Raw genomic sequence first — 15,676 nt, forward strand, 5'->3', positions numbered from 1 at the left:
TTGGATTGGCGTAGATTTTTTCGTCCGATTGAGGAGGCAAACCGGACGCATAGGGAGGGCTATGTGGAGGATTTGCCGACAAAAAGCGGGCAAAAAAGATGCGCTAAGATGGCGGCGCTGAATTTATCAGTGCTTCCCTATAATACGGCGTGCAGCAGCTCCTTGGTATCGCGCTCATGCGGTTCGCGCAGGATGTCTGCCGTTCTGCCCTGTTCGATGATGCGTCCGTGCCGCAAGATGAGGATGCGATCGGTGATGGAGCTGACGAGGGGGAGGTCGTGGGAGATGAAGAGGAGACTCATGCCGTGCTCTTTTTGCAGGCGACGGAGGAGCGTGACGATTTTCTCCTGCACACAGGTATCGAGTGCCGAGGTCGCTTCGTCACAGATGAGGATGTCAGGGGATACTGCCATCGCACGTGCGATGGCGGCGCGCTGACATTCGCCGCCGCTGATCTCGTGCGGATACCGCGTGGCGTAGGAGGCAGGTAGTTCCACTTCGTCGAGGAGGGCGGCGACGCGGTGATCGGTGGGCTGCTCATCGGGAGGGCAGAGGTTGTGGATGGTTTCGCTGATCCCTGCACCGATGCTGCGGCGTGGGTTGAACGAGCCGTGTGCGTCCTGAAACACCATCTGGATGTGGCGACAGAGCTCTTTGCGCGCATGGCCCGATGCGCCGACGATGTTTTTTCCTGCGAGCAGGATGCGTCCCTCCGTCGGGGTGAGCAGTCCCGTGAGGAGTTTTGCTGCGGTGGACTTGCCGCTGCCGCTCGCACCGACGAGACCGAGGCGTTCGCGCTCGTACAGAGAGAAGGTCATGGCATCGACGGCCTGTGTCCGTGCGGCATCCCCATCAAAGTGCATGGAGACGTTGTCAAAGCGCAGGAGAGGGGCCTCTGCACAGGGCGTGCCTTTCGGGGGGCTGACCTCTGTGTGGGATGAACTCGGTGATGGATCGCCGATCCGGGGGATAGAGGAAAGCAGATTCTGCGTGTCCGCGCACTGCGGATGGGCCAGCAGCTCCGCCGCTGCGCCCTGTTCGATGATGCGTCCGTGCTTCATGACGGCGGCACGGTCGGCGATGTGGCGCAGCACGCCGATATTGTGCGTGACGAGGAGCATTGCTGTGCCGTCCTCGTCGCGCAGGGTGCGCAGGATTTGCAGCACCTGCCGCTGCAGCGCGGCATCGAGGGCTGAGGTCGGCTCGTCGGCGAGCAGGAGACGCGGCCGCAGGGCGAGTGCGAGTGCTATCGCGGCGCGCTGCGCCATCCCACCCGACAGTGTGAAGGGATAGGCGTCGAGGATGTGATCGGCGTCAGTGAAGCCCATGCGGCGCAGGAGCTCTGCCGCACGTTCCGTGATCTCCGCATCTGTGTATGTGCCGTGTGCCCGCATCGCCTCGGCAAACTGTGTCCTGATGCGGCGCGTCGGATTCAGTGATGCACCTGCATGCTGAAATACGATGCCCATTTCCGCGCCGCGCAAACGGCGGTAGTCTTCCGCTGTGCACGCAGCCAGCTCGCGCCCGTCGAATCGGATCGTGCCCGCGCGGCGGATGAGCCCTGTTTCGCGTATGCCCATGATTGCTTTGAGCAGGGTGGACTTGCCGCTGCCACTCGCACCGACGATGCCGAGTACCTCGCCCGGCGCGACCTGCAGCGTGATGTCGTGCAGGATGGCACTGTCCCCGTACCCTGCGCACAGTCCGTCGATGCGCAGGAGGGGAGGCGTCCCAAGGCATTCATTTTTTTCAGCCATTTATTCTTTGTCCAGGTCTTTGGTGACCTGATAGTAGTCCGAGGGCGTAGAGAGGAGACCGCTCACGCCCTTTGCCATGCCGACCTGCATGGTGTTGAATCCGATGAAGTCCATCGCGCGGTCGTCGATCACCTGCTGCTGGATCTGGTTGACGAGCTGGATGCGCTGTGCGGGGTCAAAGGTGACCGCAAGCTGCGATAGTGCCTGATCTGCGGCGCCACTGCGGTAGTGCCCGTAGTTGGCGACGCCCATACTGCCCACCGCGTCACGCAGGAAGGCGTAGGGGTCGCCCGTCGGCATGGTGACGACGGAGTAGATACCGAGGTCAAAGTCACCGCTGCTAAAGAAGGTGGACTTCTCGTGCGGATGCACCTCGATCTTTATCCCGACATGGCGGAGCTGTGCCTGCATCTCCGTGGCGATAGCCTCCGAGGAGAGGCGACGGTAGATGCTGAGACCGATGACGAGCGGGACGCCGTTCTTCTCGACGATGCCGTCTCCGTCGCTGTCCTGATAGCCCGCCGCAGCGAGGAATGCATGCGCCTTTGAGAGATCATAGGAAAGCGGCGCCGGGGCGCGGTAGGGTGTCGATGGGAGGAAGGCACCATTTGCGGCGGTCATTGCACCCTTGAGGTACTGCGTTCCGATGATGTCTTTGTCGATGCCGCACATGATCGCCGTGCGTACGGCTGGATCAGTGAGACGGTCGAGGTTCATATAGAGCTGGTAGACGCGTGTCTGCGGCGTGCGGACGAGGGTGAATTTGTCCGATGCGGCAATCGTCTCCGCGTTCTCGGGACTGAGGTCGAGGGCGGCGTCGATCTCTCCGCTCTCGAGGGCCATGGCGAGGGCGGCAGGGTCGGGAATCTTTGTGTAGGTCACCCCGTCTGCACGTACCGCACCATCCCAGTAGTGCTCATTGCGTGTCATGACGGCGGAGAGGTACGGCTCGTAGGAGGTGAGGGTGAATGGCCCCGTGGCGACGGGCGCCTGGTCAAAATCCTCCGTGCCCGCGACATCGAGGATGATGGCGTACGGGTCACAGAGGTCGTTCACCAGTGTCGCATACGGTTCTTTTGTCCGGATGGCGAGGACGTCTCCATCCGCTGTGTACTCTGCCCCGCGCAGCCATGCGGCGCGCTGATTGATCTCCGCCGTGCGCTGCAGAGAGGCAGCGACTTTCTCGGCGGTCATTTTTTCCCCATTGGAGAAGACGACGTTATCCTTCAGCGTGATGCGCCAGTCGGTCGGGCTGATGTTCTCGGCGCGCTCCGCCAGCCATGGCTGCGGGCGCATCTCATCATCCAGCCGAAACAGTGTCTCGCCGATGCCGCAGCGCAGGACGAACCAACTGGCCCACTCCTTCGCGGGATCCATCGTGCTGTCCGTTACGTCGAGCGTTCCGCCGACACGGATGATCTTTTTCCCGTCTGCCGCATTCTGTGCGCCGCAGCCGAGGAGAGCAAAGGAGAGAGCAACGAGCGCGAGCGCGCATAGACGATGGAGCATCTTGTTCATGGTTCTTCCTCCTGTGGGGGATTCTTATTTTTTCATCTTTGGATCGAGATGGTCGCGCAGGGCATCACCGAAGAGATTGAATACCATCATGACGGAGATCATGACGATGCTCGGGGCAAGTGCTGCCCACGGTGCCTGCCGCAGATATTTTTGTCCCTCGCTGATCATGGCGCCCCACTCGGCATCGGGAATTTTGACGCCGATCCCGAGGTAGGAGAGCGCGGCAAGCCCCATCATCATCGTACTGATGTGCATGACGGCGGTGGTGATGAGCGTCCCCGCGATGTTCGGCAGGATGTGCACGAATAGAATGCGCATCCTGCTGCACCCCGAGAGCCGCGCCGCCTGGACATACGTCTCCTCTGCTGCCGCCAGCGTCATGCTGCGTGCGAGGCGTGCGTACTGCGTCCATGTCGTCAGCATGAGGGCGAGGACGGCGTTCGTCAGCCCGCCACCGAGGATGCCCGCGACGGCGATCGCGAGGATGAGACTCGGAAATGCCTGCACGATGTCCGTTATACGCATGAGCAGGGCATCCGTGCGTCCGCGGAAGAACCCGGCGAGGAGTCCGATGAGACTGCCGCCCGTGCCTGCGATGAGGATGATGAGCAGAGCGGCGCAGATGGACGTCCTTGCGCCGAAGAGGATGCGTGAGAGGAGATCTCTGCCGTAGTTGTCCGTTCCGCAGGGGTGTGCAGCGGACGGCGGCTGCAGGATCAGCTGCGGATCGGTGGCGTATGGGTCGTATGGGGCGAGCTGTGCTGCAAAAAGACTGACGGCGAGGATGAGTACCGATGCGCCCGCGAGGAGACCCAGGAGAAGCGGGGCTTTATGCGCGGCAAGCATGGCCTTCCTCAACATCCCCTGATCCTCGGGTTGAAACGGCGATAGGAGAGGTCGGTGAGCAGGTTGACGACAAAGTAGGCCAGTGCCATCCAGACGACGGCCGCCTGGATGACGGGGTAGTCACGGCTGCTGATCGCCGTCATGAGGAGACTGCCGACGCCGGGGCGGCTGAAGAGTGTCTCGATGATGACCACGCCGCCGAGCAGAGAGCCGACGGAGATGGCGGTCAGCGTGATGACGACGCCCATGATATTTTTGAGGACATTTCCAAATAGAATGCGGCGTTCGGGTATTCCGCGCGCGCGCAGGCCGATGATGTAGTCCTTTGCGAGCTCGTCGAGGGCCGCCGCGCGGATCTGCCGAATGTAGCGCGCCGACATGATGAGTGCGAGCGCCGCCGTCGGCAGCACCATGCCGATGGGGGAATTGCCGGCGAGCACGGGGATCCATCCGAGCTGATAGGAGAACAGAAACATGAGGAGAATGCCGACGATGAAGCTCGGCACGGCATTTCCGATAAAGGTGAGGAAACGGACGGTGCAGTCCAGTGCACTGTTTCGATACGCTGCAATGGCGATGCCGAGCGGCAGGGAGATGAGGAGGGTGAGGAGCATCGCACTGGCCGCTATGGCGAGCGTGTAGGGGAGCGCCTGCAGGAGCATGGCGGCGACGGGGCGATCACTGCGGTAGGATGTCCCCATGTCTCCGTGGAGAAAACGCAGGAGCCAGTCGCCGTACTGAATGGGCAGCGGACGGTCGAGCCCCATCTCCGTGCGCATCTGTGCTGCCGCTGCGGGATCGACGGCGATGCCGCCCAGCGAGAGACGCACGCTGACGGGGTCGCTCGGTGCAAGGTGAATCAGCGTGAAGGAGAGCACGGTGATGCCAAAGAATACGGGAATAAACTGTGCGCAGCGGCGCACGAGAGCGGATAATGTCATGTGTGCCTCTTTCCACAAGAAATATCATAGAAGGTTTTCCTGTCTTACCAGATGAAAATTAGTATATCGTCACGCGTCGAACATTGTCAACGAGAAATAAAAATATTCCATACTCTTTGATAATTCTTCTCAGAATAATACGATATGTATATGTGAGAGAGTACGGTTGTCTGTCGGAAAGATTTGACCTGTTTTCTTCTTTTGTCTATAATAGGGGCGTTACTGTGTATGATAGGACGGGGGAGGGCATACGGATGAAGATTTTGGCTGCGGATGGGATTTCACCTGAGGGAATCGGTCTTTTGACGGACTATGAGGTCGATGTGCGCGATAAGATCTCGCATGAGGAACTGCTGGATGTGATCGGAGACTATGACGCGCTGATGGTACGCTCGGCGTCGAAGGTGACGGCGGACGTCCTGGAACGCGCGGGGAAACTGAAGATCATCGGGCGCGCCGGCGTCGGTGTGGACAACATTGACGTAAAGGCGGCGACGGAGCGCGGCATCATCGTCATCAACTCGCCGGGCGGCAATACGATTGCCGCGACGGAGCATACAGTTGCGATGATGCTCGCCATGGCGCGCAACATCCCGACAGCGGATGCGACCATGCACGCGGGGCAGTGGAACCGCAAGGCATACGTCGGCGTTGAGCTGCGCGGCAAGACACTCGGTGTCATCGGCATGGGGCGCATCGGCGGCGGCGTCGCAAAGCGCGCCCTCGCCTTTGACATGAATGTGATCGCCTATGATCCCTACATCAACGAGGAGCGGGCAAAGGCACTCGGCGTGACCGTCGGGACGCTCGATGACATCATCGAGCAGGCGGACTTCATCACGGTGCACATGCCTCTCACGAAGGAGACGCGCGGCATGATCTCCATGGCGCAGATGCGGCGGATGAAGCAGGGCGTCCGCCTCGTGAACTGTGCGCGCGGCGGCATCATCAACGAGCACGATCTCGCCGAGGCCGTGCGCGAGGGAATCGTCGCGGGGGCGGCGATCGACGTGTTTGAGAGTGAGCCGCTCGCGGAGGACAGTCCCCTGCGCAATGTGCCCGGCATCGTCCTCACGCCGCACCTCGGCGCGTCCACGGTGGAGGCACAGATCGGCGTCTCAGTGGACGTGGCAAAGGGCATCCGTGCCGCACTGCGCGGTGAGCCGGTGCTCGCGGCGGTCAACATGGCACCTGTCTCAAAGGAAGTCATGCGTGTGATCCGCCCCTACATCGCGCTCGCCGAACAGCTCGGGTGTACAGCGTGCTCTCTCGCCGAGGGACCCATCTCGCAGGTCGAGGTCGTCTACAACGGTGAGATCACTGAGGTCAATACGAGCTTCCTCACGACGGCCATTCTCAAGGGGATGCTCAACCCCATCCTCGAGAGCGAGATCAACTACGTCAACGCACCGAGTGTGGCGAAGTCGCGCGGCATCAAGGTCTCTGAGATTCGCGAGAAGGAGACGTCGCACTACTCGACGCTCATCACCGTGCGCGTGACGGCATCGGGCGGCACTTCTGAGGTGCAGGGCGCGCTCTTCGGCGAGGAGGGACGCATCGTTCGCATCAACCGCTTCCGTGTCGACGTTGACCCGCACGCACGCATTCTCATCTGCCCGCACATCAACCGTCCCGGTGTCATCGGCACGATTGGCTCGATCATGGGCGCGGCAGGCATCAACATCTCCTCTATGCAGGTGGGAAAGTCTGACCGCAAGGGCATGAACATCATGGTACTCACCATCGATCACGACATCTCCGATGATGTGCTCGCGCGCGTGCTCGCTGTCGAGGGCATCTTTGATGCGAAACTGGTCAATTTCGAGGCAATTTAAGGGAAGCACGGATAAATTCAGCACGAGCGCGTTGACATATCCTTTATCAGCGATTCCCTGCGAAGATTTCAGGCTTTTTCCATAAATGCCCTGTATGATATAGTCAAAAGGACAAAGATTTGACAGATAAAGGAGAAATGAAGCTATGAACACACTGAAAACAACAATGCTCATGGCGCTCCTGATGGCGCTGATGGTCGCTCTTGGCGGCGTATTCGGCGGACATACAGGCATGACCATCATGCTCATCATTGCGATAGGGATGAACTTCTTCTCGTACTGGTTCTCCGACAGCATGGTGCTCCGCATGTACAATGCACGGGAGATTGACCGTACGGATGCACCGGAGCTCTACGGCCTGGTCGAGAAGCTCGCGGGGAACGCGGGGCTTCCGATGCCGCGCGTCTGCATCATCAACGAGGACGCGCCGAACGCATTTGCGACGGGGCGCAATCCGTCCCATGCGGCTGTCGCCGTTACGACGGGGCTGATGCGCGTCCTCGACTACAACGAGATCTCGGGCGTGCTCGGGCATGAGCTGGCACACGTCAAGCATCGCGACATCCTCATCTCGACCATCGCCGCGACGATGGCGACCGTGATCTCCTACGCGGCGAACATCGCCCAGTTTGCGGCGATCTTCGGCGCGGGACGCTCGAGCGACGACGACCGCGGCGGCATCATCGGAATGATCGCAACGGCGATCATCGCCCCGATTGCGGCGGCGCTCATCCAGATGGCGATTTCGCGTTCGCGTGAGTACAGCGCGGATGAGGGCGGCGCAGAGATCTGCGGCAACCCGAACTACCTCGCAGCGGCACTCGAAAAGATCGAGTACTATGCCGTGCACGGCGCGCCTCTCCCGGAGGCAACGCCGGAGACGGCACACATGTGCATCATCAATCCGTTCTCGGGACATGACTTCTCGTTCAAGAGCCTGTTCTCGACGCATCCTGCGACGGCGGAACGCATCGCGCGTCTGCGCGAGCAGGCACAGCGGATGCACGTTCGCTGAGTGTATGTAAGAGTCTCGGACACCGATTCCTGTGGTGTTCGAGACTTTTTGCATTCCATTTAGGAATCGCTGATAAAATGAAGTCCGTCAGATTGGCGTAGATTTTTTCGTCCGATTGAGGAGGCAAACCGGACGCATAGCCAAAGCTATGTGGAGGATTTGCAGGCATTGAGCGGGCAAAAAAGATGCGCTAAGATGACGGTGCTGAATTTATCAGTGCTTCCTTTATTGCGTTTGCCCTGACATCATCATATAATGAAAGCCTAGCAGGAGGAGGATGGTATATGCTCGCAAAATCGGCGAATCTGCATGCGTGTGTTGATCCAAGGATCAAGGAGGAGGCAGAGCTTGCCGCAGATGATGAGGACTAAGGAAGGAGAACGATAATGAGTTCACTGCATATTGCTGCCGAAAAGGGAGAGGTCGCGGAGCGCATCCTGCTGCCGGGTGATCCGCTGCGTGCGAAGTACATCGCGGAGAATTTTCTCGATGGGGCGAAGGAGTACACGTCCATCCGCAACATCCTCGGGTATACGGGGACATATCATGGCGTACCCGTCTCCGTACAGGGAACAGGCATGGGGATGCCGTCGATCTCGATCTATGTGAACGAGCTGATGGACTGCTACGGCGTGCAGAAGCTCATCCGCGTCGGCACGTGCGGCGGAATGCATGAGAAGGTCAAGCTGCGCGACGTGTTCATCGCACAGGGCGCGACGACGGACTCGGGGATGATCCGCAGCATCTTCGGCGGCTCGATCAACTATGCGCCGCTTGCGGACTACGAGCTTCTCTCTGTCGCCGTGGAGAATGCAAAGCGCATGGATCTTCCTGTGCGTGTCGGCAACGTGATCTCCGTTGACCGCTTTTACGACGAGGAGATCGACAACGACAAGCTCCGCACCTACGGCGTGCTTGCCGTGGAGATGGAGGCGGCGGCACTTTACACCCTTGCGGCAAAGTACGGGCGGCAGGCACTCGCACTCTTTACCGTGAGCGATCATCTGCTGACGGGCGAGAAATGCACGGCGGAGGAACGGCAGACGACGTTCAACGATATGATCAAGATTGCCCTTGAGACAGCAGTCGGGTAATAGACAAAGACAGCATCACACAAACAGCGCACGGGAACGCGATTCTCGTGCGTTATTTTTGTGTGGAAACGTAATCATTTTTTCGTGATTTCAAAAAGAAAACGTTTGCATTTTTGAAAAACATATCGTATAATAAAAAATGTAAATGTAAACGTTTACTGTAGCGGTTTTGGAAGGAGCGACATCGCGCGCATAACGATGCTGCATCCATTTGAAGGAGGGAATTGTATGGAGGAGAAAAAGTACATCATCACGGTCGGCCGTCAGTACGGCTGCGGCGGCCGGGAGCTCGCCGAGATTCTCGCGGAGAAGCTGGACGTGCACCTCTACGATCGTCAGATCGTGCACATGGCGGCGGCAAAGCTCGGGATCAACGATCTGAACGAGAAGGATCTCTTGGAACTCGAGAATACGGTGAAACCGCTCTCGTCGCGCTTCATTCCGTTTCATTCCTTTGGCATGGCGATGGGGGAGTCGAGCCAAGGGATGTTCATGGCAGAGTCAAATGTCGTGCGCAAGCTCGCAGATGACGGCCCGTGCATCTTCCTCGGCCGCTGTGCGGACTATGCACTGCGCAAGCGCGACGATGTGTTTTCGATCTTCGTCTGCGCAGATGATGAGTTCCGTGAGGAGCGCGGACGGACAGTCTACGAGGGGAAGTCGCTGAAGGAGCTGAACCGCGAGAACGAGAAGCGCGCGCGCTACTACGACTACTACACGGGGCGCAAGTGGGGCGACGGCGCGAACTACGATCTCGTGGTCAAGACGGGGCGTGCACCGCTTGCGCAGATCGCGGACGGCATCATCGCCTATATGCATGCGGTAAAGGGGTAAGGAGGAACTCTTATGGCATCTCCGAAGAGCAAGTTCTGGTCACGCATCGCCTATGCCTGCGGTACGTTCGGGCACGATGTGTTCTACATGATGCTGGCGACGTACTTCATGATTTTCGTCACGAGCAATCTGTTCCACTCCGACAACCATGAGCACGATGCCTATATGATCGGCATTGTGACGACGATCATCCTTGTTCTGCGTATCGCCGAGCTGTTCATTGATCCCTTTATCGGCAATACGATTGATAAGACCAAGACGCGCTGGGGCAAATTCAAGCCGTGGGTGCTCGTCGGTGCATTCGTTGCGGCGATCTCGCTCGCGATTCTCTTCACGGACATGGGCGGCCTGACGGTGTCGAACCCGATGCTCTACCTCGTGCTCTTTGCCCTCATCTATCTCATCATGGATGTGTTCTACTCGGCAAAGGATGTTGCGATCTGGTCGATGATCCCCGCGCTCTCGTTCGACTCGCATGAGCGCGAGATCACGGCGACGTATGCACGTATCGGCTCGGTGTTCGGCGCGCAGATGATTACGGCGATTGTCATGCCCGTCGTCCTCTACTTCTCGCTGAATGAAAACGGCGGTGCAGGCGATGGGACGGGCTGGTTCGCCTTTGCCGTGATCGGCGGCGGCATCGCAACCCTCGGCGCGATCATCCTCGGTCTTGGGACGAAGGAAGAGGACTCTGCGCTGCGCGAGAACAAGACGGAGACCTCGTTCAAGGACGTGTTCTCGATCCTCATCAAGAATGATCAGCTGCTCTGGGTGGCGATTGCGTATCTTGTTTTTGTTCTTGGGCAGAATGTCATCAATAATTTCAACCTCTATTACTTTATCTATGTGCTCGGCGACGCGAAGCAATTCTCCTTCCTCGGTGTCATCAACGTCATCATCGGCTTGCTCGCCGTGGCTCTCTTCCCGACGCTGACGGAGAAGTTCAGCCGTCGGAGGCTCTTCTTCGGCTCGGTTGCCGTGATGCTCGTTGGCATCGTGCTCTATGCGATGGCGGGCACGAGCGTCCTTATGACCCTCTTTGCCGCAGGTCTCTTTGCTCTGCCGCAGCCGCTGATCTTTCTCGTTGTGCTCATGACGATCACGGATACAGTCGAGTACGGGCAGCTGAAGCTCGGGCATCGTGATGAGGCTCTTGTCCTCTGCGTGCGTCCTCTGGTGGACAAGCTCGCGGGTGCGATTACAAGCGGGCTGATCGGTCTGACTGCGATCTGGGTCGGCATGACGAGCGGCGCGACGGCGGCGACGATCACGCCGGAGAACCTCTTCAACTTCAAGCTCGTCATGTTTGCACTGCCGTTTGTGTTCATCCTGCTTGGGACGATTCTCTATCGTGCGAAGGTGACGCTTACGGAGGCGGAGCATGCACGCATTGTGGAGGAACTCGAGGAGAAATGGGATGAAATGAATAAGTAATCCTGTGGTAACATTTGTGGAAGCGGTCGCTAGCGACCGCTTTCTTTGCAGAAATGGAGGTCTTGATATGAGCGGCTTCGATTTTGGGAAACTGAAAGACCCGCAGTATTTTGCGGAGAACCGTCTGCCCGCGCACAGTGATCATGTTTTCTATCGTGATGAAACGGAGCTTGCACGCGGTGTGTCTTCATTTTACCGCACGCTTGGCGGCGTGTGGCATTTCGCCCATGCGCGGAATACGGCGTTTATCCCGCAGGGATTTGAGGCGGCGAACTACGACTGTCATGACTGGGAAACAATTCATGTGCCCGCACACATCCAGATGGAGGGGCACGGCGTACCGCACTACACAAATACGACATATCCATGGGATGGGCACGAGAGTATCGCGCCGGGTGAGATTCCAACGCGCAGCAATCCCGTCGGCTGCTATGTGAAGTATTTCAACGTGCCCGAGGACTGGGAAAATGTGTTCATTTCCTTTGGCGGCGTGGATGCGGCACTCGCGCTCTTCCTCAACGGGCATTTTGTCGGTTACAGTGAGGATAGCTGCACGCCTGCGGACTTCGATCTGACGCCGTATCTTGTGACGGGCGAGAATAAGCTGGCGGCGATGGTGTTCCGCTATGCGAGTGCAAGCTGGCTTGAGGATCAGGATTTCTGGCGGTTCTCTGGGATCTATCGGGATGTACTTCTCTATACGAAGCCCGCCGTGCACATCGAGGATATCGAAGTCCGTGCAATCCCCGTTCATAACTATGCAGACGGTCATCTCTCCATTCGTCTCTCGTTCGGTGATGCGGGGGACAAGGGCGTTATGCTCGATCTCTATGATGCGGACGGCGCCGAGGTGCTGCAAGTCAATGAGCATTTTGTGGGGACGGCGTACGAGCTTTCGGCAGACATCGCGGGGGTTCATCTGTGGAGTGCGGAGGAGCCGTACCTCTACCATGCCGTTCTCTGTGTCTATGATGCGGGCGGACTCCTACAGGAGGTTGTGCGCGTACGGGTCGGCTTCCGTGAGTTCTGCATGAGGGACGGTCTGATGCAGATCAATGGCAAGCGCATTGTGTTCAAGGGAGTCAACCGCCACGAGTTCGACTGCGACCACGGGCGTGCGATGGACCCCGCGCTCTTTGCGCAGGATCTCATTGCACTCAAACGCGCGAATGTCAACGCGATCCGCACGTCACATTATCCGAACAGCAGCCGTCTCTATGAGCTGTGCGATATTTACGGACTCTATGTCATCGATGAGACGAATCTCGAGACGCACGGCTCGTGGATGAAGAACGGCGCGTGTGCGAAGGATGAGGATACCGTGCCCGGCGATCACGAGGCTTGGCTGCCCGCCGTGCTCGACCGCGCACAGTCGATGTACGAGCGGGACAAGAACCATCCGTGCATCCTCATCTGGTCGTGTGGAAACGAGTCCTGCGGCGGGCGTGACATCTACGAGATGAGCGAATACTTCCGCCGCGTCGATCCGACGCGCCTCGTTCACTACGAGGGAATTTTCTGGGATCGCAGCTATCCCGCGACGAGCGATATGGAAAGTCAGATGTATACGAAGGCGGCGGACATCGAGGCGTTCCTCAAGGAGCACAGGGACAAGCCCTTTATCTGCTGTGAGTATACGCATGCGATGGGCAACAGCTGCGGCGGTATGCACAAGTACACGGAGCTGACGGAGCGCGAGCCGCTCTATCAGGGCGGCTTTATCTGGGATTTTGGCGATCAGGCAATTCGTCGGCGCGGGCGGTACGGTGAGGATGTATTTCTCTATGGCGGCGACTTCGGTGATCGCCCGTCGGATTACAACTTCAGCGGCAACGGTATTTTCTTTGCCGATCGTCGTCCGACGGCAAAGCTGCAGGATGTGAAGTTCAACTATCAGAATTTCACGCTGCGCCCTTCGTGGAATGGTGTGGAGATCGAGAACAAGAGTCTCTTTACAAATGCGGACTGCTATGTGCTGCAGCTTGTTCTTGCCGTGGACGGACAGACAGTCTGGCAGCGGCGTATGCCGACACCCTCCATACCGCCGGGAGAAACGCGCTGTTTGCCCTGCGCCGTACCCTCGTTTGGCAATGGGGAACATGTGCTGACAGCGTCTCTCGTGCTTGCATGGGAGGAGCGTTGGGCAAACGTGGGGCATGAGGTTGCGTTTGGGCAGACGATTCTGCCGGCATGGACGGGCGACGCACTGCAGATCCGCGATGTCGTTGCGGCGTGTCCTTCCGCACCCGTTTATGCGCCACTTGCAGATACGGGCAACCTGCGCGTGGTGCAGGGGGACATCAATCTCGGCGTACAGGGGGCGGGTTTCTCCCTTATGTTCTCGAGTGCGCAGGGCAATCTCGTCTCCTATCGTTATGGCGGTCGGGAGCTGATCGAGGAACTGCCGCAGCCGTCGTTCTGGCGTGCGCCTGTTGACAACGACTACGGCAGCGGACGCATGGCGGACTGTGCGCAGTGGAAGCTCGCGAGTCTCTACCGCCGCTGCACGCAGATCGCGTGGAGTGCGGATGATGCGCCGCTCACCGTCATCGACGGTTATTTCGGAAAGGCGGGAACAGGGGAACGGCGTGCCGCGCGCGTCACCGTGCGCTTTACCTATGCACTCGCGGCACACCCCGCCGCCCATTGCACGGTCACGTATACGGTGGACGCTGCGGGCGCGGTGGATGTCGCACTGGACTACGAACCGACGGACGGGATGCCCGCGCTGCCGGATTTTGCGATGCTCTTTACGCTCGCGGCGGACTATGACTGCATCCGCTACTACGGCTATGGCCCGAAGGAGAACTACGCCGACCGCCATCGCGGTGCGCGTCTCGGCATCTACGAGAGCACGGCGGCCGAGGAAGTCGAGCCGTATCTGCGCCCGCAGGAAACGGGCAATCATTGCGGTGTGCGCTGGATCGAACTGCGCGACCGCAGCGGACACGGGCTGCGCCTCACGGGGGCAGAGCCCATGGAGGCGTCGGCGCTGCCCTATGGCCCGCACGAGCTTGAGAATGCGCGTCACGCGTACGATTTGCCGCGCAGCGCGCACACCTATCTGCGTGCATCGGCGGGGATGTGCGGCGTCGGCGGCGACGACAGCTGGGGCGCTCCTGTCCTCACGGAGTATACGCATCCGAATGCGGCGCGGCATCTGCGCTTTACGATGCAGGGAATCTAACGACCTTTGGCGAAATGATAATAAATGGAGGGCGCTGATATGAAGATATTGGACGAAATGCAGGAAGTCTTTCGGGAGAAATTTGGTGCGGCACAGACGCACGCATATTTCTCACCGGGACGCGTGAATCTCATCGGTGAGCACACGGACTACAACGGCGGGCACGTCTTCCCCTGTGCGATCTCCCTCGGGACGTATGCGCTCGTCGCACCGCGCACGGACGGCATCTCGCGGCTCTACTCGATGAATCTGCCGGAGCAGGGCGTGGTGCAGTTCCCCATGCACGGCGCGGTGAAGAGCGATGCCTACGGCTGGGCGAACTATCCCATCGGCGTTGTGCGCGTGATGGAGGATGCGGGGCATCGGGCGGCGCACGGATTTGACATTGTCCTCTATGGTACGCTGCCGAACGGCGCAGGGCTCTCCTCCTCGGCCTCCATCGAGGTGCTGATGGCGGTCATCCTGAACGATGAGCTGAACCTCGGCATTGATATGGTGGAACTGGTGAAGTTCTCGCAGAAGGCAGAGAATGAATTCGTCGGCATGAACTGCGGCATCATGGATCAGTTCGCCGTCGGCATGGGGAAAAAGGACTGTGCGATCCTCCTCGACTGCAATACGCTTTCCTATCGGTACAGCAAGCTGGCACTCGACGGCTGCAGCATCGTCATCACGAATACGAACAAGACGCACAGCCTCGTCACCTCGGCGTATAATGAGCGGCGCGCCCAGTGCGAGTCAGCACTGAAGGCACTGCAAAAAGTAAAGCCGATCAAGGCTCTCGGCGAGCTGACGAATGCGGAGTTCGATGCCATTGCATCGGCAATCCCCGATCCCGTCGAGCGTCGGCGCGCACGCCATGCTGTCTACGAGAACAACCGCACGCTGGAGGCGGTGAAGGCACTCGAGGCGAACGATGTGAAGCGTTTCGGTGAACTGATGAATGCGTCCCACGTCTCCCTGCGTGACGACTACGAGGTGACGGGGCCTGAGCTCGATACACTCGCGGAGCTCGCATGGCAGCAGAACGGCGTCCTCGGCTCGCGTATGACGGGCGGCGGATTTGCAGGATGTACGGTCAGCATCGTGCGCGACGCGGCGATTCCCGCATTTGAGAAGAATGTGGGCGATGCCTATACGGCAAAGATCGGCTATGCGCCGAGCTTCTACGTGGCAAATATTGCGGACGGCGCACGCCGTCTCTCATAAGAAAGG

11 protein-coding genes are annotated in these 15,676 nt (G+C 59.1%); 7 read left to right on the forward strand and 4 right to left on the reverse strand.

The window, feature by feature from the left end; translation table 11 throughout:
- Positions 1–137: 137 nt before the first annotated feature.
- Genes ADJ74_RS06685 through ADJ74_RS06700 form a run of 4 tightly spaced genes read right to left on the reverse strand, consistent with a single transcriptional unit; the run spans position 138 to position 5,062 of the window.
- The gene (locus ADJ74_RS06685; RefSeq protein WP_050342901.1) at positions 138–1,757 is read right to left on the reverse strand and encodes an ABC transporter ATP-binding protein; all 1,620 of its coding nucleotides are present in this window, start codon (positions 1,755–1,757) and stop codon (positions 138–140) included.
- Positions 1,758–3,275 carry an ABC transporter substrate-binding protein gene (locus ADJ74_RS06690; RefSeq protein WP_050342904.1) on the reverse strand — a complete coding sequence of 506 codons (1,518 nt, stop codon included), beginning with the start codon at positions 3,273–3,275 and terminating at the stop codon, positions 1,758–1,760.
- A 24-nt stretch (positions 3,276–3,299) separates the two neighbouring features.
- Complete coding sequence (locus ADJ74_RS06695) at positions 3,300–4,136, reverse strand: ABC transporter permease (RefSeq protein ID WP_050342910.1); 837 nt, start codon at positions 4,134–4,136, stop codon at positions 3,300–3,302.
- Complete coding sequence (locus tag ADJ74_RS06700; protein ID WP_050342911.1) at positions 4,130–5,062, reverse strand: ABC transporter permease; 933 nt, start codon at positions 5,060–5,062, stop codon at positions 4,130–4,132. The genes ADJ74_RS06695 and ADJ74_RS06700 overlap by 7 nt, the downstream gene beginning before the upstream one ends.
- Positions 5,063–5,316: 254 nt before the next feature.
- Here ADJ74_RS06700 and serA point away from each other — a divergent pair, with 254 nt between their 5' ends.
- The 7 genes from serA to ADJ74_RS06735 all read left to right on the forward strand — a co-directional run bounded on the left by serA (position 5,317) and on the right by ADJ74_RS06735 (position 15,670).
- A complete protein-coding gene (gene serA / locus ADJ74_RS06705) occupies positions 5,317–6,897 on the forward strand; it encodes a phosphoglycerate dehydrogenase (RefSeq protein ID WP_050342913.1) in 1,581 nt (526 codons plus the stop codon).
- Positions 6,898–7,042: 145 nt separating this feature from the next.
- Positions 7,043–7,912, forward strand: a complete 870-nt coding sequence (htpX, locus tag ADJ74_RS06710; protein ID WP_050342917.1) for a zinc metalloprotease HtpX — start codon at positions 7,043–7,045, stop codon at positions 7,910–7,912.
- 386 nt (positions 7,913–8,298) lie between these two features.
- Entirely contained in the window at positions 8,299–9,006 is a 708-nt protein-coding gene (gene deoD / locus ADJ74_RS06715) for a purine-nucleoside phosphorylase (RefSeq protein WP_050342919.1), read from the forward strand.
- Between the two features lie 228 nt (positions 9,007–9,234).
- A complete protein-coding gene (locus tag ADJ74_RS06720; protein WP_050342921.1) occupies positions 9,235–9,840 on the forward strand; it encodes an AAA family ATPase in 606 nt (201 codons plus the stop codon).
- A gap of 12 nt (positions 9,841–9,852) precedes the next feature.
- Positions 9,853–11,274, forward strand: a complete 1,422-nt coding sequence (locus ADJ74_RS06725; protein ID WP_050342923.1) for a glycoside-pentoside-hexuronide (GPH):cation symporter — start codon at positions 9,853–9,855, stop codon at positions 11,272–11,274.
- Between the two features lie 67 nt (positions 11,275–11,341).
- Entirely contained in the window at positions 11,342–14,461 is a 3,120-nt protein-coding gene (locus ADJ74_RS06730) for a glycoside hydrolase family 2 TIM barrel-domain containing protein (RefSeq protein ID WP_050342925.1), read from the forward strand.
- Positions 14,462–14,500: 39 nt separating this feature from the next.
- Entirely contained in the window at positions 14,501–15,670 is a 1,170-nt protein-coding gene (locus ADJ74_RS06735; protein WP_050342927.1) for a galactokinase, read from the forward strand.
- Positions 15,671–15,676 lie beyond the last annotated feature (6 nt).

It is taken from the genome of Selenomonas sp. oral taxon 478 (genome assembly GCF_001189555.1).
Classification (GTDB): domain Bacteria; phylum Bacillota; class Negativicutes; order Selenomonadales; family Selenomonadaceae; genus Centipeda; species Centipeda felix.

What these genes read in the sequence shown, in the direction of transcription:
- ADJ74_RS06685 (WP_050342901.1), bottom strand. Translation starts at nt 1,757, where the DNA reads ATGGCTGAAAAAAATGAATGCCTTGGGACGCCTCCCCTCCTGCGCATC.
- ADJ74_RS06690 (WP_050342904.1), bottom strand. Translation starts at nt 3,275, where the DNA reads ATGAACAAGATGCTCCATCGTCTATGCGCGCTCGCGCTCGTTGCTCTC.
- ADJ74_RS06695 (WP_050342910.1), bottom strand. Translation starts at nt 4,136, where the DNA reads ATGTTGAGGAAGGCCATGCTTGCCGCGCATAAAGCCCCGCTTCTCCTG.
- ADJ74_RS06700 (WP_050342911.1), bottom strand. Translation starts at nt 5,062, where the DNA reads ATGACATTATCCGCTCTCGTGCGCCGCTGCGCACAGTTTATTCCCGTA.
- serA (WP_050342913.1), top strand. Translation starts at nt 5,317, where the DNA reads ATGAAGATTTTGGCTGCGGATGGGATTTCACCTGAGGGAATCGGTCTT.
- htpX (WP_050342917.1), top strand. Translation starts at nt 7,043, where the DNA reads ATGAACACACTGAAAACAACAATGCTCATGGCGCTCCTGATGGCGCTG.
- deoD (WP_050342919.1), top strand. Translation starts at nt 8,299, where the DNA reads ATGAGTTCACTGCATATTGCTGCCGAAAAGGGAGAGGTCGCGGAGCGC.
- ADJ74_RS06720 (WP_050342921.1), top strand. Translation starts at nt 9,235, where the DNA reads ATGGAGGAGAAAAAGTACATCATCACGGTCGGCCGTCAGTACGGCTGC.
- ADJ74_RS06725 (WP_050342923.1), top strand. Translation starts at nt 9,853, where the DNA reads ATGGCATCTCCGAAGAGCAAGTTCTGGTCACGCATCGCCTATGCCTGC.
- ADJ74_RS06730 (WP_050342925.1), top strand. Translation starts at nt 11,342, where the DNA reads ATGAGCGGCTTCGATTTTGGGAAACTGAAAGACCCGCAGTATTTTGCG.
- ADJ74_RS06735 (WP_050342927.1), top strand. Translation starts at nt 14,501, where the DNA reads ATGAAGATATTGGACGAAATGCAGGAAGTCTTTCGGGAGAAATTTGGT.